The sequence below is a fragment of the Mesorhizobium sp. CAU 1741 genome, from assembly GCF_039839275.1.
Classification (GTDB): domain Bacteria; phylum Pseudomonadota; class Alphaproteobacteria; order Rhizobiales; family Rhizobiaceae; genus Aerobium.
In genome coordinates this window covers 241629-265485 of record NZ_JBDOQP010000001.1, presented here as the reverse complement: position 1 = coordinate 265485, position 23857 = coordinate 241629, and the positions used below count along the sequence as shown (strand labels likewise).

Below are 23857 nucleotides of genomic sequence, written 5' to 3'. Positions count from 1 at the left end.
CGGCAATGAAAAGAATTCTGACGTTGGGTTCGAGGGGCCGCACCGCGCTGACGCTCGGTGCCGGCATCGTCCTGGGAGCCCTGGTCTTCGGCGGTTCACCGGCCGCCACGCAGAGCATCCCGGTCATCCCCGGTGCTCCGACCGAAGGCGACGCGCTGGACGACGATATTCGCCGTTTCTGTTCCAACATTGCCGACGCTGCGCGCGATCGCCGCTATGCCCTCCAGCAGGCGGAGTTGCAGACCCTGCAGAAGGATATCGATGCACGCATCGTGACCCTTGAGGAGAAGCGCCTCGAATACGAGGAGTGGCTGGCACGTCGGAACGATTTCCTCGCCAAGGCAGAGGACAATCTCGTCGAGATTTATTCGGTCATGCGCCCGGATGCGGCAGCCGAACGCCTCGCCGAAGTCGACATGGAACTGGCCGCGGGCATCCTCATGAAGCTCAAGGCTCGCCAGGCGGGCGTCATCCTCAATGAAATGGAAAGCGAGGCGGCCGCCACCCTGACCGGGATCATGGCGAGCGCCGCACGCAAGCAGGACCCATCATGATGCGCAGGTCGCTCCTACTTCTGGCGGCGCTCGCGCTCGCCGGCTGCACCACTCCGAAGGAAGAGATCGGCCGTCCGCCATTTCTCTCGCCGGTCGGCTATGGGGTCGGCCACGATCCGAAATCCGCCTACAGCTATCCTACGCCGCCTGCTCAGGCGACGAAGCGTTATTCGCTCTGGGACGACAGGCAGTCGAAGTTCTTCACCGATGCGCGCGCCCTGCGTGCCGGCGACATCCTGACCGTCGACATCCAGATCAACGACCGGGCGCGTTTCCGCAACGAATCCGAGCGCAGCCGCACGGGCAGCCGCGGGCTGGGCCTCGCCGCCGATCTGTCGTGGCTCGGCATAGGAACGGGCGGAGCGGCGAACGCGGACATCGACTCCGAGACCAGTTCCAAGGGCGCAGGCGCGACCGCCCGCTCTGAAGACATCCAGCTTTCCGTGGCGGCGGTCGTCACCGATCTATTGCCCAACGGAAACCTCGTCATCAGCGGTTCGCAGGAAGTTCTGGTCAACGCCGAACTGCGCGTCCTGACAATCACGGGCATCGTGCGGCCCTCCGACATCGGCGCGATGAACACCGTGTCGTACGAGCGCATTGCCGAAGCCCGCATTTCCTACGGCGGCCGCGGCAGGCTCACGGAAGTGCAGCAGCCTGCCTGGGGACACCAGATCGTCGACAACGTTCTTCCGTTCTGATCATCGGGAACTCGCCACGCCATGACCATCGTCGACGACACAGCCCCTCCGCCCAAGGCCGGTCCATCGCTACTCCTGCAGATCGCGCTTCTGCTCGGTCTCACGGTCGTTGCGATCGGCATTGGCTGGGGCTCGGGGATGTATCTCAGCAGCAGCCAGCCTGCACCCGAAGAGGCGGAAGCGGCCGAGTCCCACGCCGCGCCGGAGGTGGACCTTGCAAATGCCGAAGCCCGCGAGGGGCTGGGCGTCGTCTACCTGGAGCCGATCACCACCAACATGGCCGGCGCGGGCAGTAGCTGGATAAGGCTCGAACTGGCGCTGGTTTTCGATGGACCAACCGACCTTCAGCTTGCCCAGAACATCCATCAGGACATTCTCGCCTACCTGCGCACGGTGAAGATGCGCCAGGTGGACGGCGCAAGCGGCTTCCAGCATCTGCGTTCCGATATCCAGGAGCGCGCCGACATACGCAGCCAGGGACGGGTCAAGGAAGTTCTGATCAGGACATTGCTGTTCGAATGAGACGCAGCCTCCTCCCCGCCGTACTGCTGATCCTGGCTGCGGCTGGTCCCGCCGCAGCCCAGCAGCTCGATCTCGGCAACATCGCCGGCGACCTGGAAGGGCAGACGGTCGGCTCGATCATCCAGCTTTTCGGCCTGCTGACGGTTCTGTCGCTGGCGCCTGGCATCATGATCATGGTGACCAGCTTCACGCGCTTCATCATCGTGTTCTCGATCCTGCGGTCGGGGCTCGGCCTTCCCAGCACCCCCGCCAACCTGATCCTGATCAGCCTATCGCTGTTCATGACCTTCTATGTCATGACGCCGACATTCGACCGCGCCTGGAACGACGGTGTGCAACCGCTCGTCGCCAACGAGATCGACGAGGAGGAGGCGTTCGGCCTCATCTCGGAGCCGTTCCGCGAATTCATGGTCGCAAACGTGCGCGACCGGGACTTCGACCTCTTCGCCGACCTGGCGCGCGAACGCGGACAGGAAGACGTCTCGGTCCAGGATGCCGACTTCCGCATCCTCATCCCCGCCTTCATGATTTCGGAGATACGGCGCGGGTTCGAGATCGGCTTCCTGATCGTGCTGCCATTCCTGGTGATCGACCTGATCGTCGCGACCATCACCATGTCGATGGGCATGATGATGCTGCCACCCGTCGTGGTCTCGCTGCCGTTCAAGATCCTCTTCTTCGTGCTGATCGACGGCTGGAACCTGCTCGTGGGCAGCCTGGTGAGATCTTTCGCCTGATCCGGCACATTTCCCGCGATTTCCCCTTCGTTAACCACGCTGCTTAGCCCTTTCGTAGGACCGGGCGCCTATACCTGTCCGTGCATGGCGGGCAGGAACTCAGGACGAGTTATCCCAGAGGCATGATGCCGTCCCGTCAAACCGGATAAGCCCGGTATGTCCCAGTATTGAGTCTCAAGTGAGGGGCATTTTTCCCATGGCAAGCATCAACACCAATGCGTCGGCAATGACGGCGCTCCAGACCCTGCGTTCCACGAACAAGGGCCTGGACACTACGCAGAGCCGCATCGCCACCGGCTACGCCGTCAACACCGCTTCGGACAACGCCGCGTACTGGTCGATCGCCACGACGATGCGTTCGGACACCAAGGCCATGTCCACCGTCAATGACGCTCTCGGTCTCGGCGCCGCGCAGGTCGACATCGCCTACACCGCGATGGACACCGTCAAGGATACGCTGGACACGATGAAGGCGAAGATCGTCGCGGCTCAGACGCCCGACATCGACAAGTCCAAGATCCAGGAAGAAATCAAGCAGCTCCAGAACGACCTGAAGACCTACGCCAGCTCGGCGACCTTCTCGGGCGGCAACTGGCTTGATGTTGCAGAGAGCGACACGCAGAAGGTCGTTGCGTCCTTCCTGCGTGATTCGAGCGGCATTTCGCTCGGCACCATTGACGTGGACACTGCCAAGACGGCTCTGTTCAACGGCAAGTCCGACGAGTTCGGCCTGCTCGAGCAGGGTGAAGCCGTCGAAGGCGACGCTTTCGAAGCACTCGGTGCCGACGTCGAATTGACCGCCACCGACGGTTCGGACCTTTCCGTTGAGCTTTTCGCTCACGACTTTGACGGCACTGCAGATGGTCAAGGCGCTATCGATTTCGGTGAATCAGGCGCCGTCAGCTTCGACGTTGAAATCAACGGTGAGAAGTCGCGTCTGACGATCGATCGCGCCCTCCTCGACACGCTCACGCTGGCCGAAGAAGGCAAGATTTCCGATCAGGACGAACTGACTGCTGCAGTCAATGCCGCGCTGGAAGCTGAGGGCCTCGCCGAAACACTCGTGGCCGAAAATGGCACCGGTGCAAGCGATGGCATCGTAATCGGCTTCAACGATCCGGACACCCCAGGCGACATACTGGTCTTCGAGGAAGACGACCACGACGCCGCCGACTTCGAGCTGACCGTTTCCAACGTCCGCACGACGTCCAATGGCAACTTCTTCGACGCCACCAGCTTCGACATCTCGAGTGCCGAATCCGTTGACCTCGAGGAGTACATGAAGGGCATCGACTCGATGCTCGGGGCGGTGACGACCGCGGCTTCCGACCTCGGTGCAATCAAGACCCGCATCGGCTCGCAGCAGGACTTCGTCGGCAAGATCATGGATGCTGTCGATCGTGGTGTCGGCCAGCTCGTCGACGCCGACATGGAACAAGAGTCCACCAAGCTGCAGGCCCTGCAGGTCCAGCAGCAGCTCGGCATCCAGGCGCTGTCGATCGCAAACGGCAACTCGCAGATGATCCTGTCGCTCTTCCGTTAATCGGAAGCCTCCCCGCAGCGCGGGGAACACACAAGAACACAAGGGGCCGCGTCTCGTACGCGGCCCCTTCCTTTTTGGTGCAGGCCGCGGGGGCCTGGCGGTCGGCAGAATTTTTGCAAGAATTTGTTATGGTTAACCAATCGGTAAGCCCTTCCCGTTCATGGTTAACGGGTTGACGAGTTGTGCCGCCGGGGGCGGCCAAAGGCATGATGCCGCTTCGTCACGCCGGCCGATCCGGTATGTCCCAAAGTCATTTCATCAAGGGGCATTTTTCAATGTCGAGCATCAATACCAACGCCGCAGCAATGACGGCGCTCCAGACCCTGCGTTCCACGAACATGTCGCTGGACACGACACAGAACCGTATCTCCACCGGCTTCCGCGTCTCTGAAGCTGCGCACAACGCTGCCTACTGGTCGATCGCGACCACGATGCGCTCGGACAACAACGCCATGTCCACCGTGCGCGATGCGCTCGGCCTCGGTGCCGCTCAGGTCGACATCGCCTACACTACCATGGATGTCGTCAAGGACACACTTGACACGATGAAGGCGAAGATCGTCGCTGCGACGACGCCGGACATCGACAAGTCGAAGATCCAGGAAGAAATCAAGCAGCTTCAGAACGACCTGAAGACCTATGCCAGCTCTGCCACTTTCTCCGGCGGCAACTGGCTCGATGTGGAGCAGAGCGACCTTCAGAAAGTCGTTGCATCCTTCTTGCGTGATTCCACAGGCTCGATCAGCCTCGGCACGATCGAAGTCGACACCGCCAAGACGGCACTTTTCAACGGTGCTGCCGACGAATTCGGCCTCTTGGAGCAGGGCGAAGCAATCGAAGGCGCTGCATTCGAGGCACTCGGCGCTGACGTCGAACTGACTGCGACCGACGGCTCGGACTTGTCTGTCGACCTGTTCGCGCATGATTTCGACGGCACCGGTGCCGGCGAAGGCGTGATCGAGTTCGGAGAGGCAGGCGCTGTCAGCTTCGATGTCGAGATCAACGGCGAAAAGTCGCGGATCACGGTCGATCGTGCTCTTCTGGATACCCTCACTCTGACGACTGAGGGTACGATTTCGGATCAGACCGAACTGACGGCCGCAATTAACGCAGCCATCTCGGAAGCTGATCTGGGCGATGTGCTTGTCGCAGATGCTGGCGCCACAGCGAGCGATGGCATCGTGCTCGGCTTCAACGATCCGGCCAACCCGGGCGACATACTGGTCTTCGAGGAAGACGACCACGACGCCGCCGACTTCGAGCTGACCGTTTCCAATGTCCGCACTACGTCCAATGGCAACTTCTTCGACGCCACCAGCTTCGACATCGCCAACGCCGACGCCCTCGATCTGCAGGAGTACATGCAAGGCATCGACTCGATGCTGAGCACGGTAACCACTGCCGCTTCGGATCTCGGCGCGATCAAGACCCGGATTTCCTCGCAGCAGGACTTCGTGAGCAAGATCATGGATGCCGTCGATCGTGGTGTCGGCCAGCTCGTCGACGCTGACATGGAGCAGGAATCCACCAAGCTCCAGGCCCTGCAGGTCCAGCAGCAGCTCGGCATCCAGGCGCTGTCGATCGCCAATGGTAACTCGCAGATGATCCTGTCGCTCTTCCGCGGCTAACAGCCCTAGGGAAGCATCGAATTGACGGGCCGCCCCTCACCGGGCGGCCCGTTTTCGTTCTGCACGAGGAAATGTTTCTCCGCTGGCATCGCGCGTGAGGATTGTGTTAACGTCGGGCGTTCTCGTTAACCATTTAGTAACCTTACCAAATGATTAATGCGAACAACGCTGACGGGTCGAACCCCTCCCCGGGGTCAGAGGGCATGAAGCCGTCCCGTCATTCCGGTCCCGGTCCGGCATGTTTCCCGCATATCGCGACGAGAGGCATTCACTCCCATGTCGAGCATCATGACCAACGCCGCAGCAATGACGGCGCTGCAAACCCTGAAGAGCACCAACGCCAAGCTTGACCTGACGCAGGGCAGAATCTCGACGGGCTTCCGCGTCGCCGAGGCCGCCCACAACGCCGCCTATTGGTCGATCGCCACGACCATGCGCTCCGACAACAGCGCCATGTCGACGGTTCGCGACGCACTCGGTCTCGGCGCGGCCCAGGTCGACATCGCCTACACCGCAATGGACGTCGCGAGGCAGACCCTCGACACCATCAAGAGCAAGATCGTCGCGGCGTCCCAGCCGGATGTCGACAAGACGAAGATCCAGGAAGAGATTACCCAGCTCCAGAACGACCTCAAGACTTACGCCAAGTCGGCCACCTTCTCGGGCGGCAACTGGCTCGACGTGCCGGAAGCCGGCATCGAAAAGGTCGTCGCTTCGTTCATTCGCACCGCAAGCGGCTCGATAGCCCTCGGGACGATCGACATCGACACCTCCAAGGTGGCGCTGTTCAACGCCGATCCTGACAGCGAAGGCGGCATCCTCGGCGGGGTGAACTTCGAGGACGCGAACTTTTCGCTTGCAGGTCTTGCGGTCGGAGAGAGCACGCCGGCGGATTTCGCCGGCCCGACCTCAGCATCGCTCCAGCTCGGAACATGGGAGGGCGTCACGCTCAACGAGGGAAGCTCGATCTCCTTCGAAATGACGTATGCTGGGGCGACACACACCATTACGCTCGATGGGACGGACGGCGGTCTCGATCTGACCGCAGGGGGCGATCTGGTGACAGCGCTAGAAGCAGCCATCAACAACGTTGATACCTTCGGCGCGGCCGCCGGTTTCAACGTCACGGTGGATGGTGACGGGCTCGTATCCCTCGAAGGACCAGCGCCGGCATCTGCCGCCGACACCGGGCTCGAGCTTGGCGTTGCCAATCTGCGCGCCGAAGTCGACAATCTCGACATCCTTAGCATCGACATCAGAACCGCATCGGAGGACCAGCTCGCCGGACTGCTCAACGCCATCGACGGAACCGTCAGTGCGGTGACCACGGCGGCATCGGATCTCGGCGCGATCAAGACCCGCATCGCCTCGCAGCAGGACTTCGTCAGCAAGATCATGGATGCGGTCGACCGCGGCGTCGGCCAGCTCGTCGATGCGGACATGGAAGAGGAGTCCACCAAACTGCAGGCGCTCCAGGTGCAACAGCAGTTGGGTATCCAGGCACTGTCCATCGCCAACGGCAACGCACAGAACATCCTGGCCCTGTTCCAGAATTAAGCCAACAGAACGCCTGATCACATCGGGTCGCCTCGCGGCGGCCCGATACCATCTTCGCGCAAGCTTCAACGCCTATCCTGAGATCCTGCGTATTTCCGGAGCATGAAGCTTTGCCAGAACAGATCCAGTCCATAATCGACAATCTCCGCGGCCTGGGCGCCAAGCGCCTCGCGATGATGGGTGGCGCAGCCGCCATCATCATCGCGGTGATCCTGACGGGGTCTCTGTATTTGAACCGGCCAACCTACGAGACGCTCTACGTCGGTCTCGACCGCAATGATGTCGGCCAGATCGGCTCCGTCCTGTCTGAAGCCGGAATACGCTATGACGTTTCCAGCGACGGCACGTCTGTGATGGTTGCCGTCGGCAGCACCGGCCAGGCACGTATGCTGCTCGCCGAACGCGGCCTGCCCACGAGCAGCAACGCCGGCTACGAACTGTTCGACACGGTCGGCTCCTTCGGTCTCACATCCTTCATGCAGGAGGTGACGCGTGTTCGCGCTCTCGAAGGAGAGATCGCCCGCACCATCCAGTCGATCGCCGGGATCAAGTCCGCGCGGGTTCACATCGTCATGCCCGAACGGGCCTCCTTCCGTCGTGAAGAGCAGGCGCCCACCGCGTCCGTGGTCATCCGCGCGGACGCCGCCGACGGCCAGAAGGCCGCAACGGCGATCCGCCACATGGTCGCCGCAGCAGTGCCGCGCCTGTCGGCGGACAAGGTCACCATTCTCGACTCGGCCGGCGACCTGCTGGCTTCCGGTGATGATCCGTCAAACAACACCTTTACCCGCTCCGTGACCATCGAGCGGACGGTCGAAAGCCAGATCGTCGACAATATCAGGCAGGCACTGGCCCCCTATCTGGGGCCTGAAAACTTTCGTGCCAGCGTCAAGGCCGACGTCAACACCGACACCAGGCAGACCGAAGAGACGATCTTCGATCCGGAATCCCGCGTCGAGCGCTCCGTCCAGATCGTTCGTTCGAACGACCAGGCGACCGAGCGCCAGGCGGCTCCACCCACGACCGTGCAGCAGAATCTTCCCGAAGAAGATGTCGACGCCGGAGAAGGCGCGTCTTCCTCCGAGGAACGCGAACGTCGCGAGGAAACCACCAACTACGAACTCAATTCCAAGCGCATTGCCACGGTGAGCAATGGCTATTCCATCGAGCGCCTGTCGATCGCCGTCGTGGTCAACCAGGAGAGGCTCGCGGCCGTCATTGGCGAGAACGCGACTGCCGAACAGATCGCCGAGCGTATCGCCGAGATCAGAGCCGTCGTCGCATCCGCGACAGGTCTCGACGAACAGCGTGGCGACATCATCAACGTGTCCTCGGTCGAGTTCATCGAAGACATGGCCGGCGTCGAAGTCGCGGCGCCTACATGGCTCGAGTCCGCCGCCCGTCATACCGGCACCATGATCAACGCCCTCGCCTTCATCGTCGTCGTCTTCCTCGTGTCGTGGTTCGGCCTGCGCCCGATGGTCGCTGCCGTCACCGGCAAGAAGGACGCAGAGGCCGGAGACATGAACTTCGACGACATCCAGCTCTCGCTGCCCAACCCGCTCGACGCGATGCAACTGCCCGATCCACTGGGTGGCGACGGAATGGAGTTCCCCGACCACATGGCGGACGACATCCGGTTCAAGATCAAGCCGGCGCCGCAGGATCGCCTCGCGCAGATGGTCGATCTCAACGAGGAACGTTCGGCGCAGATCCTTCGCAAGTGGGCTAGCCAGGAGATGGCCGCCTGATGCCTCCGTTCGCCCTGGCCAATGCACTCAAGGATTTCGGCGCGCCGCCTTCCAGCGGCGCCGACTCCCTCGTTGAGCCCATGGGCTTTCCGGGGTTGCCGGACATGGAACTTCCGGAATTCGACGAGTTGATCGTGTCTGACGCGGTCGACACCGAAGCGCTGATCGCCGAGGCAGTCGCCGAGGCGGAGGCCGCGCTTACCGAACGGCTGACCCAGGAACACGCCGACGCGCTGCAGATGGAGCGCGATCGCCACACCGAAGAACTCACCGAACTTCAAGGTCAGTTCGCCGAGGAAGCAAGCGCGAAGATCGAAGCCGGCATGGAGGCGATGGAAAATCGCCTCATCGAACTCACAGGCGCGGTGACCGCCCGCATACTCGGTGTTGTGCTGACAGACGATATCCGCGAGCGCTCGATCGAGCGGCTGGCGGAGATCATTCGCAAGGCGCTTACCGACGACGAGGCGGTGCGCATCCACGTCACCGGCAGCCTGCCGTTGTTCGACGCCCTGAAGGTCAAGCTGCCCCGGTATGCGGAGCAGTTCGACTTCGTCGAGAGCGCCAATTTCGATCTTTCGGTGACGATTGACGACAGCGTCTTCGAGACACGGCTCGCCGAATGGTCCACCCTCCTCGCGGAGACGCTTTCATGAGTGCATTCGATTCTGACGAGAAGCGCCAGGAAATCATCATCGTCAGACGTGGCGGCGACGATCACGAGGAAGGCCACCATGGCGGCGTTTGGAAGATCGCATTCGCGGACTTCATGACCGCTCTGATGTGCTTTTTCCTCGTCATGTGGCTCGTCAACGCAGCGAACGAGGAATCGAAAGCCGCGATCGCGAGCTATTTCAACCCGATGACGCTGGCAGATTCAGCGCCGACGACGAAGGGGCTCGACGACCCCGAGGAAGAGTCAGCCGAGCAATCCTCCTCGGCGCCCCCGAGCGCCGACCAGGAATCGGACGCCAGTCACGCGCAGGCCGGGCCAGGCCAATTCGCGAACTCCACCGACCAGGCCGATACGGAAAAGACTTCCGACGAGCACCTTTTTGCAGATCCCTACGCCGTCCTTGCCGAAATCGCCGCCCAGACGGCAACCCTGCAGAACGTGTCTGCAAAGGGTGACGGCGGTGCTCAGACGTCTGGGCCCGCCACGGGCGCCGACGGCGGCGAGTCCTATCGCGACCCGTTCGCACCGGACTTCTGGTCCCAGGAAGTGGCACCGGCAGAGGACGATGCCGAACTCGACGTCTTCCGCGAGCCGCAACCAGAGCCGATCGCACCCGAAGCAGTCGAGGTATCCGAGGAACCGGAGCAGGAGATGGCCGCCCTGGAACCGCTGCCAACCCCTGAGATAGAGGTGCTCGAGGAAGATGCGCCGTCGGCGACTGAGGTCCTTGCGGAGCGTATCCGCGAGGACATAGCGCAGGCGTTCGGAGAAAACTCCGAGCTTAACCAGACGATCTCCGTCACACCACGCGCCGAAGGCGTGCTGATTTCGCTCACCGACGAACTCAATTACGGGATGTTCGAGGTCGGTTCGGCCGTTCCGCAGGGCGAACTCGTGCTTGCGATGGAAACGATCGGGCGCGCGCTTGACGAAGTATCGGGCAGGATCAGCATCAACGGCCATACCGACGGTCGCCCGTTTCGCGGCGAGAACTACGACAATTGGCGCCTTTCAACGGCGCGGGCCCACGCGGCTTACTACATGCTGGTGCGCGGCGGAGTCGAGGAGCAGCGGGTCCGCGAAGTCGCCGGGTTCGCCGATCGCGAACTCAAGGTCCCCGAAGACCCCCTCGCCGATGCCAATCGACGTATCGAGATATTCCTGGAGGCCGGGGAGTGATCCCAAAGCAACCACGGTTGTTGCATGCGCTCGCCATTGCCGGCTGGAGCATTGTTGCGACCGCCGCGCATGCGACCGAGGAGACGCTGCAGCCCTACCAGATGGTGCGCTCGCTGCAGCTCGTGCAGGATCGCATCGCCGACGGCGACCATGCTGCTTTGCCGATGCAGAGGAAACTGCTCGAAATGATCGACGGCCGTTTTCGCAGCGCCGAATCCACCATCTTCGAGGATGCGCGCAACGTTGATGCGCTGATGGTCTATGCAATGAGCGGCGGCAATCCCGCTACCATCGCCGATACGATCGCGCGCGTCGAGCTCGACGAAGACGACCGGCAGGCCACTGCCGGCATTCTGGGCTATCTTCTAGGAGACGTCGCGCAGGCCCGCAAAGCCATGGCCACGATCGAGCCCGGTCGATACCATGCGGAGGTCGCCGCCTTCCTGTCGCTCGTCAAGGGTTCGATCCTTGGCGTCGAGAATGCGAACGCCGGTATCGCCATCCTCGATCGGGCGCGGCTGGAAAGCCCCGGCACGCTGGTGGAAGAAGCCGCGTTGCGCCGCACGATAGCACTGTCGGTAACAGCCCAGGACACGCAGAAGTTTCTCTCCGCCTCCGAGCAGTATGCCCGCCGATTTCTGCGCTCGCCCTATGCCAGCCAATACGCCGAATCTTTCGTTTCGGGCGTCATCGCCTTGCGGCATCTCGACCTCGATCTTGCAGCGGTCGAAAGCACCATCGGGTGGATGACGAACGAACAGGCGAAAACCGTCTATCTTCGCCTCGCCCGCCGCGCTGCCATTGACGGAGACGCAGAACTGCTGGATTTCGCGTCGAGAAGGACCGATCCAGGCGACGATCTGCCGGACGACGAAGACCCTCGCGGCGCGCTCTACTCCAGCATCTCGTCCGTGACGTCCGAGACGGTGGACCAGGTTCTTGCAAAGTTGCGCGATCTCGATTCATCGAGGCTTTCGTCGAAAGATCGCGCGCTGCTCGAAGCGGCGAAGACGGTTGCCAACGAGGTGGTCGCCCCAGCGCCTCGCCCTGCCACGCTTGAACCGGCGTCGGAAGAGGTGGCGGTCGATGAACCGACCGCGGAGCCCGCCGAACCGACGGAAACAGAGGCCCTGGTCACAGCCGCGCGCTCGAAGCTCGAGGCGATCGACAAATTGCTTGAGGAGACGGAACAATGACCCTCAACGTGGCAGTAGCCGGTATCGGCCAGCCCGCCTACTCGAGGAGCGGTGACCGCTTCTCGCCGTCAGCCGACCCAGGCGACACTGGTTTCGAGGACGCGCTGGCGCCGAAGCCGGCGAAGCAAAGCGGAACCGGATCCAACGCCGCGCCGGACAGCGACGCGTGGAAGCCACAGAGCTACGGCTCGCCAATCGGCTACGGCGCGGGCCAGCTCGGAAAGCCACCCGCGACTGCGGCGGATGGCAAGACGGAGCAACCGCTTCTTGCCGAAGAACATGTGATCGACATCGGCGATGGCCTCGTGGTCGCGCCCGAACCTGTTCCTTCCGAGGAGCAACAGGAAACGATTGAGGCGGCCCTACCCGATGGCGCGCCATCGAACGACGCCGCACCACTGCCAACCACACCGATCGCATCTGCTGTTGTCGGCGCACCGGTGGAGAAGACAACTGCCACTGACCCCAAGGCGACGGGCGAGATGAGCGCGGAGGACGCGCTCGCCGCCGCCCAGAAACAACATGCTGCATCCCAGGTGCCAGCTCAGTCGACCGCCGACGCGAAGGCTGCCCCAGCCGTCGCGACGATGGCTGCGGCCGCACTGCCGAACCCTCCTTCACAGACCGGAGAGCGCCAGGGAGAGCAGCGCGGCAAACAGGTCCCATTGGCGGCACCGCAAGCATCCGCGACGCCGGCCGTGGAAGGCGAACAACCTGCACCACTTCAGGCAGAGGCGACGGAGCGTCAGATTGCCAAGATGGGCGACAGGGAAATCGCCCGTTTCATACCTGCCCGCGAACAACTGTCGCAGGGCAACAGCCAGGCCAACGCGCTGCCGCAGGCGAACTCGCTCGATGCGCTCAATGGACAGCTCAAGGTCGTTGGCTACAGCGCCGCTTTGGCCCCTTCGGCGACATCGAATCCGCTTCTGGGCAACACTTCGGCAAGCGTCGTGGCCGCGATCGAGGGCGATCACACATGGCGTGCAGCGGCTGCAGAATCGGGCGCTTTGTCGGGACAAAGAGCCCAATCGCTTTCCACAGGAGTCAATACCCTCAAGATTCAGCTCCAGCCCGTCGAGCTGGGCATGGTCACGGCGCGGCTGAGCGCCAGTGGAACACAACTCTCCGTTGAGATTCAAGTTGAGTCCAACGACGCTCGGCAAAAGCTTTCCAACGACAGCGACGCGATTGTAAAGGCGCTGCGCGGGCTCGGGTTCGAGATCGACAAGGTCACGATCCAACAGGCTCCGCAGACGTCGCCACAGACGACTTCGACCCCACAGCAAGCTAGCACGGGGCGCGAGCAATTCGCACCGCAGCAGCAGGGACATGGAGAAGCGAGTGGTAGGGGACAGGGCGGTGATCGGAGCTCAAATGCACGCGATGGTGAACGGGCTGGCCCCGGCTCTGGCGAAGTGGCTGCGGACCGCGCTGGCAGTAGCCTCTATATCTAGCCTGCTTGCCTTTCCGACCGCCGCCGCCGGAGCGAACGCATGCGAGGCGGAGATCCTTCGCGCGGCCGACCGATACGGGGTGCCAGCGGGCATCCTATATGCCGTAGGGCTTACAGAGACGGGGAACAAGGGCAGCCTGCACCCGAACGCGCTCAACATCGAGGGGCGGGCGGTGTTCGCACGCAGCACCGAAGACGCGGTGCGAGCGTTCGAGCAGGCGCAGCGCGCCGGCGTCAAACTCATCGACCTCGGCTGCATGCAGATCAATCACCACTATCACGCCGCCGAATTTGCGGGACTGCGGGACATGCTCAATCCTCGCAAGAACGTCGACTATGCGGCGCGATTCCTGACCCAACTAAAACGTCGGCACGGGACGTGGGCGATGGCTGTGGCCCGCTATCACGCCGGTCCCGACAACGACCCGGCGCAGAAGCGCTATGTCTGCCGGGTGATCACCAACATGGTCGCGACGGGCTTCGGTCGATGGACGCCCCAAGCGCGCACATTCTGCAATTCCTGATTGAGTAACGACTCAAGCGGCCCTGCTCCCGAGACTCCCAAGAAAGCAGCTACAAGAAATTGTGGTTGCCGGGGATTCACCCGTCCGGCTACCCCTTTATCCACAGCTTTGGGCAACTGATTCGGAGGGCGGCCGATGATCGTACTGGTAGATGAACGAGAACTGGTTAAGGAAGGGTATCACTCCCTCCTCAGCCGCGAAGGTGTCGCATGTGCCGGGTTCGGCTCGAGCGATTTCGGGGAATGGGTATCCAGCGTCGCGGAAGACGATCTGAAGGCGGTAAGCGCCTTTCTGATCGGCGAATGCTGCAGCAATCTGGTTTCACCGCGCAAGATCAGGGACCGCACCACGGCACCCGTGATCGCGTTGTCGGACCAGCATTCGCTGGAACACACGCTGCGAATGTTCGAATCGGGCGTCGACGATGTCGTGCGCAAGCCGGTTCATGTTCGCGAAATCCTGGCGCGCATCGCGGCGATCAGCCGGCGCAACCAGGAAGAAAAGCCCTACTCGGAATTCGGCGGACTTCGCATCTTCATGGACGGGCGCGACCCCGAGGTCGATGGCGAGCCTCTGCCCCTGCCACGTCGCGAGCGCCGCATCCTGGAGTTCCTGGCGAGCAATGCCGGTCGCCGTGTGACGAAGACCCAGGTCTTCAACGCGATCTATGGCATCTTCGACGACGAGGTCGAAGAGAACGTGGTCGAGAGCCACATCAGTAAGCTGCGCAAGAAGCTGCGCCAGCATCTGGGCCATGACCCGATCGATTCCAAGCGCTTCCTCGGGTACCGGCTCGTAAGCTGATCGATTCTTCCGGCGCCTTGCCAAAACTCAGGCGCCGATCCCATCGACTGCCCCACGTCTCATCATCAAGCCAGCCTCACGCAAGACAAGGCAGCTAACCTCCCGGCAAGCGGTCCGAAATCTTGAGGAGAAGTCGAAATGAGCTTGTATGGAATGATGCGCACCGGCGTTTCCGGCATGAACGCGCAGTCCACGCGCTTGGGTACAGTGGCTGACAACATCGCCAACTCCGGCACCAACGGCTACAAGAAGGCCAGCGTGGAGTTCTCCTCGCTCGTGGTCCCCAACACCGGCACCACCTACGTGTCCGGCGGCGTTTCCACCCAGGTCCGCTACGACATGGGCAAGGGCAACCTTCAATACACCACCTCCGTCACCGACCTTGCTGTAGACGGCAACGGCTTCTTCGTCGTCGAGGATGCAGCCGGCCAGCCATTCCTGACACGTGCAGGCTCCTTCATTCCGGACGGCAACGGCAATCTCGTCAACGCGGCCGGATTCTACCTGATGGGTCGCAGCTTCGAGCTCGGCGAGCCAGGCGCTTCGACCGCTTATGGAGATTTCGAACGCGTCAGCATTCCCACCAGCGGCCTCGAGCGCGTGCCGACAACCGGCGGCTCGTTCGCCTCGAACCTTCCTTACAATGCTCCAGTCTACGCGGACACCTTGCCCTCCACCAATCCTGCCGCGGGCGCGGGCGTGGATGAGATCGCGGCCGGCATGGAAGCGGGTTCGATCTACAAGACGTCCACTACGGCTATCGGCAATGCTGGACAGCCGATCAAGCTGGACATGTATTTCACCAAGACGGCACCGGACACCTGGGAAGTCTCCGTCTTTCCACAGCCTGGCGCTACCGCGGGGTCTGGTTTCCCCTACCTCCAGGATGATGGCGTGACGCCTGTCGTGCCTGTGGTGGAAACATTGGTGTTCGATCCCGCAACGGGCAATCTCGATGAGACGATCCCTTCAGCGACCGGCATCACCCTTGATCTGACTACGCTCAACGGCCTTGATGACGTTCAACTTGATTTCTCCAACATGCGCCAACTCGAAGGGCCCTATACGCCGCTCGAATCGGACATGAACGGTTCCGCCACTTCGGCGATCGACAGCATCATCATCAATGACGACGGCCTCGTCATCGCCCAGTACGCGAACGGTGCCAAGGAAGACCTGTATCGTCTCGATCTCGCCTTTGTGCAGAGCCCGGACCAGTTGAACGTCCTGCCGGGCAACGTGTTCAAGGAAGGTCTTGAGTCCGGCCAGGTCAATTTCGGCCGTCCCAACGAGATCGCCCTGGGCGCGATCAAGTCCGGCGCGCTTGAAGCCTCCAACGTCGACATCGCTGAAGAGCTCACCAACATGATCGAGTCCCAGCGCAACTACACCGCCAACTCCAAGGTCTTCCAGACCGGCTCAGACCTCATGGACGTGCTCGTGAACCTCGCGAGGTAATGTCTGGCGTAGGGTATGGGATAGGGGAAAAATGTCACTTTCTACAGCACTGAACACCGCTCAGAACTCGCTCCTGAATACCCAGCGCCAAACCAGCGTCTTGTCGCGCAATATGGCGAACGCGGACAACCCGGACTACAATCGCCGCACCGCGGTGCTGTCGAGTCTCCATCCGGGTGCCCGCGTCGTCGACATTCAGCGCTCCACTGACGCAGCTCTGTTCAAGCAGAACCTGACCGCATTGTCGGGATGGTCCGCCCAGAGCAAGATCGTCTACGAACTCGACCGGCTTAGCCTCGACGTCAACGGCGTCGATCACGCGACGTCGCCGGCAATGCTCATCGGCCAGTTCCAGGAAGCGTTGCAGCTCTATTCGTCAACGCCATCGAACCGCACGCTGGCGGAAAATTCGATCGAGATGGCGCGCGAGGTCGTGCGTTCCCTGAATGACGGCTCCGCCTCCATTCAGTCGTTTCGTTCACAGATGGATGGCGAGATCGCCCAGGGCGTCGAGGAACTGAACTCGCTCCTCGCCGACTTCAAGAAGGTCAATGACGAAATCATCAGGGCAAGCCGCTCCGGCCGCGATGCCCTCGATGCACACGACACGCGCGACGCGATCCTGAAAAGAGTCTCGGAATTCGTGCCGATCTCCACGATCTCCCGCGACGATAACGATCTGATGATCGTCACGGCCGATGGCACGACGCTCTTCGAGACCGACCCCCGCCCCGTCAGCTTCGAGCCGACCGTGGTCTACGGTTCGGCCACAGTCGGAAACCGCATCCTCGTCGACGGCGTGCCGTTAGCCAAGTCGACGGGCGCAAACACCACGGGCGGCGGATCGCTGGCGGCAATGGTGCAGCTACGCGATTCATTTGCCGTCGAGATGCAGAGCCAACTCGACGAGGTGGCGCGAGGCCTGATCCAGACATTCTCGGAGACGGACCCGAATCCGCCCAACGACGTCGTGGCCGGCCTGTTCACTTGGCCCGGTGCGCCAAATGTTCCGGCGGCCGGCACGGTAGAGACCGGGCTAGCAAGCGGCATATCGTTGAACGCCACCGTCGATCCTTCCAAGGGCGGTGACGTCGAGCGGCTTCGGGATGGCGTCGCCTTCGATTTCAATCCCGACGGCAATGCGAGTTTCAGCGAATATCTGATCGACAAGGTCAACAGCCTCGACGAGCCGATGACATTCGTCACGAATGGCGGAGTCACGGCGAGCCAGAGCCTGATGACGTTCTCGGCCGGGTCGATCAGTTGGCTGGAAGATGCGCGCAAGACGGCTTCCAGCGCCGCCGAGACCAAGAGCGCGACGATGTTCCGTACCTCGGAAGTGCTGTCCAACCTGACAAACGTGAACGTCGATGAAGAGATGGCGCTGATGCTGCAGTTGGAGCAGTCTTATGCGGCGTCCGCAAAGATGATGCAGATGATCGACGAGATGCTCCAGACGCTCCTGTCGGTGGTGAGGTAATTCGATGAAAGTCTCCTTCGTCTCCACCCAGGCGATCACGCAGGCGATGCGCTACCAGATGGCGCGCATGCAGACGGACCTGGTGTCGGCAAACAAGGAAGCGGTGACCTTCCGGGTCGCCGATCGCGGGCTGGCGCTTGGCGCACGAACGGGCATGTCGGTGTCTTTCCACCGTGACATCGACCGCCTGAAGGGGCTGACCGATTCGAACGAACTGGCAGCATCCCGTCTCGCGTCGACACAGGTCATCCTCAACCAGATGAAGGATGACGCCGACAGCCTGCTGTCCGCCTTCACGACGGCCCTGTCGAGCGCATCAGATCCCAATATCGCCAAGGACCAGGCCGAGGTCTTCATCGCCTCGATGACGAGCTCGCTGAACGCTCATCTCAACGGCGAACATCTCTTCGCCGGCATCAACACCGATGTGAAGCCGCTGGACGATTTCCTCGATCCGGCGTCGACCAGCGCCACGGAATTCAACGAGCTGTTCGAAGGCCATTTCGGTTTCTATCCCGACGACACCGATGTCAGCGACATCACCGCGGCGGAGATGGAAGACTTCCTCGATAACGTCGTCGAACCGTATTTCATGGGCACTGGCTGGACAGATCACTGGTCTTCGGCCACCGACCAGCAGATCGTTTCGCGCATCACCCTGACGGAAACTGCCGAGACGTCCGTATCCGCGAATATCGACCCGTTCCGCAAGCTGGCGATGGCGGCGGCGACCATTTCTGTCCTTGTCGGCCGAGACCTGCAAAGCACCACGAAGTCGGCCCTGCTCGAAAAGGCCATCTCCGATCTTGGCGCGGGAATATCCGGCATCGCCAACCAAACGGGTTACACCGGTATCACCGAGCAGCGCATCGACCGTGCCAATGAACGCATGTCCATGCAGGTCGACATCATCAGCAAGAGCCTGATCGATATCGAGGGTGTCGACGAGAGCGAGGCTGCGGTGAAGGTCAACGGCCTCATCGCGCAGATCGAGCTGTCTTATACCCTGACGTCCCGCATGCAGCAGATGAGCCTGCTGAAATTCCTCTAGTAGCCGCGTCCTGACGCCTATTCTGTCAAACACACGGAAAGCCGAATGTACCAATTTTCCTACGCCGAAGTTCAGACCGATTCCGTGGCCGACGCGAAGGATCGCGAAAGGCAGTTGCTCACGAGGTCCATCGACCTGCTGGCTGCCGCGCGGGACAAGGGTCCACGGTCGATAGAGGCGACCCAGGCAATCTATTTCATGAACCGCGTCTGGACCACGTTCGTGGAGGACCTCGGCAGTGAAGAGAACGAGCTGCCGCAGGAGCTTCGCGCCAATCTCATCTCCATCGGTCTATGGCTGCTTCGGGAGGCGGAAGAAATCCGCCAAGGGCGGTCGGAGAACTTCGAGGGACTCATCGAGGTGTCGCAGATCATCCGCGACGGCATACAATGAAGAACACACTGAAGATCACCCTGAAAGCCAACGAGAAGATTTACGTCAATGGCGCGGTCATCAAGACCGACAGGAAGGTCGCGCTTGAGTTTCTCAACGACGTGCAGTTCCTGCTGGAGGGCCATGTCCTGCAGCCCGAGGATGCCACAACGCCGCTTCGCCAGCTCTACTTCATCGTCCAGGTTATCCTGATGAACCCGGACGGAGCAGCCGACGCGCGCGAGATGCTGCGCCGGTCGCTGCCGTTGATGCTTTCCTGCTTCTCCGACGAGCAGATCCTGTCATCGCTGAAGCATATCGACAGGCTGGTCTCCGAAGGACACGTCTACGAGGCCCTGAAGGCGCTTCGCGGCCTCTACCCTCGCGAGGCCCGCATTCTGGCGGATGCAGACGACTCCACCTCCCCTCTCATCATGACCGCAGCGGAGTGAACCCATGGACGTATCCGGCGTCGGTAGCACGACGAACAACACCACAACGAACACCGCAAGCGCCGGCTCTCCGCAAGCGGTCGACTACGAGTCCTTCCTCAAGCTGCTCGTGGCTCAGATGAAGAACCAGGATCCGACGGCTCCGATGGAATCGACCGATTACGTCGCCCAGCTCGCGACCTTCTCGCAGGTCGAGCAGTCGGTGCAGATGAACAACAAACTCGAAGCGATGATCCAGGGCAACGCACTGGCGCAGGCGACGACCCTGATTGGCAAGCAGATCGAGACGCTTGACGGCAAGGCCGGCGGCATCGTCAAGGAAGTCGAACTCTATTCCGATGGCACGGTGCTCGTGCTCGATGACGGCACAAAGGTGCCGATGGGCAGCAGCTTCGTGGTGCGGGATGCGGATGCCACGCCGATCGTGGACGAGACGCCGGGCGACGAGACCGTCGATGACGGGTCGGGCACCGAAGACGAGCAGGCTGCGTGAACGAGGCCGACGCCCTCGATCTGGCGCAATTCGCCATCTGGACGGTTCTGACCGCCTCGGGACCGGCCGTCGCTGTTGCGATGTTCGTCGGCGTCGGCATCGCCTTTGTACAGGCGCTTACCCAAGTGCAGGAAATCACCCTCACCTTCGTTCCCAAGATCGTCGCGATCCTGCTGACGGTCGCAGTCTCAGCGCCGTTCATGGGCGCCCAGATCGCCGGCTTCACCACGGTGATGTTCCAGCGCATCGAGACCGGCTTCTGACGGTCGTTTCTCTCCCCCTGACCATTCAACCTCACCCTCGCGCAAGCTTGGCCGCCTAGTCTGCACTCTGGCGGCACGTGGCAGCGCGTCGCCCAACAAGGCAGATGGTTGATCAGGCATGGCACTCAGCGAAACCGCAGCACTCCCAGTCGTTAGAAGCTATGGTCGTGACGTGGCGCTCGCCGTTGGCGTTATCGTCATCCTGTCGATCCTGTTTCTGCCGCTGCCGCCGTTCCTGATCGACTTCGGCCTTGCACTGTCGATCGCCGTGTCCGTCCTGATCCTGATGGTGGCGCTTTGGATGCAGCGGCCGCTGGATTTCACGTCGTTTCCGACAATCCTGCTTATCGTGACGATGCTGCGGCTGTCGCTGTCGATCGCGACGACGCGCGCCATCCTCTCGCACGGCGACCAGGGAACCGACGCTGCCGGCTATGTCATCGGCGGCTTCTCCAGTCTTGTCATGGCCGGCGACTTTGTCATTGGCCTCATCGTCTTCCTCATCCTCGTCGTGGTCAATTTCATCGTCATCACCAAGGGTGCGACACGTATCGCGGAGGTGGGCGCCCGCTTCACCCTCGATGCGATCCCCGGCAAGCAGATGTCGATCGATGCCGACCTGTCCGCCGGTGTCATCGACGACAAGGAAGCGCAACGCCGCCGCCGCGAGCTCGAAGAGGAAAGCTCCTTCTTCGGTGCCATGGACGGTGCGTCGAAATTCGTTCGCGGCGACGCAATCGCCGGTCTGATGATCACCGCGATCAATATCATCGGCGGTATCGCGATCGGCTATTCGCGCCACGACATGGACATGGCGACCTCAGCCGACATCTTCGTAAAGCTGTCGGTCGGTGACGGCCTCGCGACCCAGATTCCGGCGCTGATCGTTTCGCTCTCGGCTGGCCTCGTCGTCTCCAAGGGCGGAACGCGGGGTTCCACCGACGAAGCCGTCTTCGGTCAGCTCGGTGCCTATCCTCGCGCGCTGTCGGTCTCCGCGTTGCTGCTCTTCGGTATCGGCCTGATGCCGGGCCTTCCGATGCTGCCATTCTTTTCTCTGGGTGCCGCGCTGGGCGTGATTGCCTATGTCATCCCGCGCCAGCGCAACAAGCAGAAGGCTGCCGAGCAGGAAGCCGTGCAGCAGGTCGAAGCGGCCAAGCAGGAGGAAGAGAAGCAGTCGATCAAGTCGTCGCTGAAGACGGCGGAGGTCGAACTCCTGATCGGCAAGCAGCTCTCGACGCGGCTGCTCACCGCCCATCAGGAACTCGCCTTCCGAATGGGTAAGATGCGCAAGAAGTTCGCCACCCAGTACGGCTTCGTCGTGCCCGAAGTGAAGCTCACAGACGATTTCTCGATCCCGCCGAAGAGCTACCAGATCAAGATCCACGGGACGGTCGTCGCCGAATACCAGATGCGGGTTGGCGAAGTCATGGTGCTTCTGGGCAACGGGCCGCTGCCCGTCGTGCCCGGCGAGGAAGTCCGTGAGCCTGCCTTCGGCATGCGCGCCTTCTCCGCGTCGGAAATGTTCTCCGAGGATCTGAAGCGCGAACGCTTCACCTTCGCCGACAACATGTCGGTGCTGCTGACGCACCTTTCGGAGGTGATCCGCAACAACCTGCCGCAGCTCCTGTCCTACAAGGACATGAAGTCGCTCATCGAGCGTCAGGACCAGGAATACCGCAAGCTGATCGACGAGGTCTGTACGTCACACATCTCCTACCCGGGCCTTCAGGCCGTTCTGAAGCTGCTGCTTGCCGAACGCATTTCAATCCGCAACCTGCACCTCATCATCGAGGCCATCGCAGAGATCGCGCCACACGTGCGCCGCACCGAGCAGATCGTCGAGCATGTGCGCATCCGCATGGCCCAGCAGATATGCGGCGACCTGTCGGAAGGCGGCATGCTCAAGGTGCTACGTCTCGGCAATCGCTGGGACCTCGCCTTCCACCAGGCGCTGAAGCGTGATGCCAAGGGCGACATTCGCGAATTCGATATCGACCCGCGGCTGCTCGAGGAGTTCGGCAACGAGGCGACGAAGGCGGTGCGCCAGCACCTCGACGCTGGCGAGCGTTTCGTGCTCGTCACGGCGCCGGACGCACGCCCCTATGTGCGCATGATCGTCGAGCGCCTGTTCGCCACGCTGCCGGTCCTGTCGCATGTCGAGATCGCGCGCGGCGTCGAGGTCCGCGTCCTCGGATCGATTTCCTAGGGAAGTCGCGCATGGTCCAGGCGCACCGAATACCGAACGCCACCGCATAGCCAGGAAAGGCTCCAGACCGGGATGCTGCCCGACGTGCCATTGGACTCGATCGCCCTCGCGGCGTTTCTCGCGTTCTGTCGCATCGGCGCGTGCTTCATGCTCATGCCGGGCCTTTCAAGCATGCGCGTACCGGCGCATATACGGCTGTTCGCGGCCCTCGCCGTCACCTGGGCCCTGCTGGCGCACCTTTGGGATTCGATCCTGCCTTTCGTCGACAGGACCCCCGACGCGATGCTCCTGATGATTGTCTCGGAAGTGCTGATCGGCGGCACGATAGGCCTGGTTACGCGGTTCTACACGCTGGCGCTGCAGTTCGCGGGCGCCGCCATTGCGATGGCCGGCGGATATGGCGGCATGGCCGGAACCGCCATCGAAGATGCCGATCCTCAGGCGCCGCTCGCCGCCATCATTACGATAAGCGCGCTGCTGCTGCTGTTCGTTTTCGACTTTCACCACGAAATCTTCAAGGCGCTGATCATCTCCTACGAGATCGCGCCGCTTAACCGGCTCTACAATTCGCAAGGCGCGCTGATCGATGTGGTCGATACGCTGTCGCAGGCCTTCTATGTCGTGCTGCGCTTGGCAAGCCCATTCCTTGCCTACGCCATCCTCGTCAATCTCGCGATCGGTTTCGTCAACAAGCTGGCGCCGCAGATTCCGGTCTATTTCATCTCCCTGCCGTTCGTGGTGCTGGGCACGTTGATCCTGATCTATTTTGGCATCAGCATCATGCTGTCCCTGTTCATTGACGGCTTCATTCCAACGACCATAGGCCGATGATGACCACGCGCGCGCAACGCCTCAAACGTCTCGTCCGCCTGCAAAGCCAGATCAAGGCATTGCACGAGACCAAGCATGCGACCTATCTCGCTCAGGCCGCCGCGGCGCGCAAGGATGCCACGGAGCTGCTCGACGCTCTGAATACGGCCTCACCATTGCCGGGACTGTTTCCGGATCTCTACAACAAGCGCATCACCGCTGCCGTCGACCGCGAGGAAAAGGAGACAAGGCGCGCGGATCAGGAAGCCACGCGCGTGGCCACGGCGACCGCGCGAACCACAATCGTCGAGAAAGCCTATCGCGACGCATTCCGGCTGGAGGAACGTGAGGCGGCAGAAAAAGACCAGCTTGAAAGTGTCGAGAGGCGCATTACTGAGCGCAAGTAAGCCTGCCACAAGCTTAGCCGGTCATATTCGTAGTCGC

At 61.8% G+C, this 23857-nt stretch carries 23 protein-coding genes and 1 pseudogene; all 24 read left to right on the top strand.

What is annotated here, in order from left to right; translation table 11 throughout:
• Window positions 1-5 precede the first annotated feature (5 nt).
• Window positions 6-554: a MotE family protein gene (locus tag AAFN84_RS01275; protein WP_347512551.1), complete on the top strand. Its 549-nt coding sequence runs from the start codon at window positions 6-8 to the stop codon at window positions 552-554.
• Complete coding sequence (gene flgH, locus AAFN84_RS01270) at window positions 551-1255, top strand: flagellar basal body L-ring protein FlgH (RefSeq protein WP_347512550.1); 705 nt, start codon at window positions 551-553, stop codon at window positions 1253-1255. The genes AAFN84_RS01275 and flgH overlap by 4 nt, the downstream gene beginning before the upstream one ends.
• A 21-nt stretch (window positions 1256-1276) precedes the next feature.
• Window positions 1277-1777, top strand: a complete 501-nt coding sequence (locus AAFN84_RS01265) for a flagellar basal body-associated FliL family protein (RefSeq protein ID WP_347512548.1) — start codon at window positions 1277-1279, stop codon at window positions 1775-1777.
• Window positions 1774-2514 (top strand): flagellar type III secretion system pore protein FliP, encoded by a 741-nt coding sequence (gene fliP / locus AAFN84_RS01260; RefSeq protein WP_347512546.1) that lies wholly within the window; start codon window positions 1774-1776, stop codon window positions 2512-2514. Before AAFN84_RS01265 ends, fliP begins: the two co-directional genes overlap by 4 nt.
• A 196-nt stretch (window positions 2515-2710) precedes the next feature.
• Window positions 2711-4057 carry a flagellin gene (locus AAFN84_RS01255; protein ID WP_347512545.1) on the top strand — a complete coding sequence of 449 codons (1347 nt, stop codon included), beginning with the start codon at window positions 2711-2713 and terminating at the stop codon, window positions 4055-4057.
• Window positions 4058-4332: 275 nt separating this feature from the next.
• Window positions 4333-5685: a flagellin gene (locus tag AAFN84_RS01250; protein WP_347512543.1), complete on the top strand. Its 1353-nt coding sequence runs from the start codon at window positions 4333-4335 to the stop codon at window positions 5683-5685.
• Between the two features lie 276 nt (window positions 5686-5961).
• A complete protein-coding gene (locus AAFN84_RS01245) occupies window positions 5962-7242 on the top strand; it encodes a flagellin (protein WP_347512542.1) in 1281 nt (426 codons plus the stop codon).
• 110 nt (window positions 7243-7352) lie between these two features.
• Complete coding sequence (gene fliF / locus AAFN84_RS01240) at window positions 7353-8993, top strand: flagellar basal-body MS-ring/collar protein FliF (protein WP_347512541.1); 1641 nt, start codon at window positions 7353-7355, stop codon at window positions 8991-8993.
• On the top strand, window positions 8993-9649 hold the full coding sequence (locus tag AAFN84_RS01235) for a hypothetical protein (RefSeq protein WP_347512540.1): 657 nt from the start codon (window positions 8993-8995) through the stop codon (window positions 9647-9649). Before fliF ends, AAFN84_RS01235 begins: the two co-directional genes overlap by 1 nt.
• Entirely contained in the window at window positions 9646-10848 is a 1203-nt protein-coding gene (locus AAFN84_RS01230) for a MotB family protein (RefSeq protein ID WP_347512539.1), read from the top strand. The genes AAFN84_RS01235 and AAFN84_RS01230 overlap by 4 nt, the downstream gene beginning before the upstream one ends.
• Window positions 10845-12044: a chemotaxis protein MotC gene (locus AAFN84_RS01225; RefSeq protein ID WP_347512538.1), complete on the top strand. Its 1200-nt coding sequence runs from the start codon at window positions 10845-10847 to the stop codon at window positions 12042-12044. Before AAFN84_RS01230 ends, AAFN84_RS01225 begins: the two co-directional genes overlap by 4 nt.
• Window positions 12041-13501 (top strand): flagellar hook-length control protein FliK, encoded by a 1461-nt coding sequence (locus AAFN84_RS01220; protein WP_347512536.1) that lies wholly within the window; start codon window positions 12041-12043, stop codon window positions 13499-13501. Before AAFN84_RS01225 ends, AAFN84_RS01220 begins: the two co-directional genes overlap by 4 nt.
• Window positions 13431-14024: a transglycosylase SLT domain-containing protein gene (locus AAFN84_RS01215; RefSeq protein WP_347513764.1), complete on the top strand. Its 594-nt coding sequence runs from the start codon at window positions 13431-13433 to the stop codon at window positions 14022-14024. The genes AAFN84_RS01220 and AAFN84_RS01215 overlap by 71 nt, the downstream gene beginning before the upstream one ends.
• Before the next feature lie 135 nt (window positions 14025-14159).
• Window positions 14160-14828, top strand: a complete 669-nt coding sequence (locus tag AAFN84_RS01210) for a response regulator transcription factor (protein WP_347512535.1) — start codon at window positions 14160-14162, stop codon at window positions 14826-14828.
• A gap of 138 nt (window positions 14829-14966) precedes the next feature.
• Window positions 14967-16286: a flagellar hook protein FlgE gene (locus AAFN84_RS01205; protein ID WP_347512533.1), complete on the top strand. Its 1320-nt coding sequence runs from the start codon at window positions 14967-14969 to the stop codon at window positions 16284-16286.
• A gap of 31 nt (window positions 16287-16317) precedes the next feature.
• A complete protein-coding gene (gene flgK / locus AAFN84_RS01200) occupies window positions 16318-17766 on the top strand; it encodes a flagellar hook-associated protein FlgK (RefSeq protein WP_347512531.1) in 1449 nt (482 codons plus the stop codon).
• Between the two features lie 4 nt (window positions 17767-17770).
• The gene (locus tag AAFN84_RS01195; RefSeq protein WP_347512530.1) at window positions 17771-18817 is read left to right on the top strand and encodes a flagellar hook-associated family protein; all 1047 of its coding nucleotides are present in this window, start codon (window positions 17771-17773) and stop codon (window positions 18815-18817) included.
• Window positions 18818-18862: 45 nt separating this feature from the next.
• Window positions 18863-19210, top strand: coding sequence for a flagellar biosynthesis regulator FlaF (gene flaF, locus AAFN84_RS01190; RefSeq protein ID WP_347512529.1), 348 nt, complete (start codon window positions 18863-18865; stop codon window positions 19208-19210).
• Window positions 19207-19641 (top strand): flagellar biosynthesis repressor FlbT, encoded by a 435-nt coding sequence (gene flbT / locus AAFN84_RS01185; RefSeq protein ID WP_347512527.1) that lies wholly within the window; start codon window positions 19207-19209, stop codon window positions 19639-19641. The genes flaF and flbT overlap by 4 nt, the downstream gene beginning before the upstream one ends.
• A gap of 4 nt (window positions 19642-19645) precedes the next feature.
• Window positions 19646-20029: pseudogene (gene flgD, locus AAFN84_RS01180) on the top strand (flagellar hook assembly protein FlgD); the annotation flags it as partial.
• A gap of 101 nt (window positions 20030-20130) precedes the next feature.
• Entirely contained in the window at window positions 20131-20397 is a 267-nt protein-coding gene (fliQ, locus tag AAFN84_RS01175) for a flagellar biosynthesis protein FliQ (protein ID WP_347512526.1), read from the top strand.
• Window positions 20398-20515: 118 nt separating this feature from the next.
• Complete coding sequence (gene flhA, locus AAFN84_RS01170; RefSeq protein ID WP_347512524.1) at window positions 20516-22603, top strand: flagellar biosynthesis protein FlhA; 2088 nt, start codon at window positions 20516-20518, stop codon at window positions 22601-22603.
• Window positions 22604-22675: 72 nt separating this feature from the next.
• Window positions 22676-23434 (top strand): flagellar biosynthetic protein FliR, encoded by a 759-nt coding sequence (gene fliR, locus AAFN84_RS01165; RefSeq protein WP_347512523.1) that lies wholly within the window; start codon window positions 22676-22678, stop codon window positions 23432-23434.
• Complete coding sequence (locus AAFN84_RS01160) at window positions 23431-23820, top strand: hypothetical protein (RefSeq protein ID WP_347512522.1); 390 nt, start codon at window positions 23431-23433, stop codon at window positions 23818-23820. Before fliR ends, AAFN84_RS01160 begins: the two co-directional genes overlap by 4 nt.
• The last annotated feature ends 37 nt before the right edge of the window (window positions 23821-23857 follow it).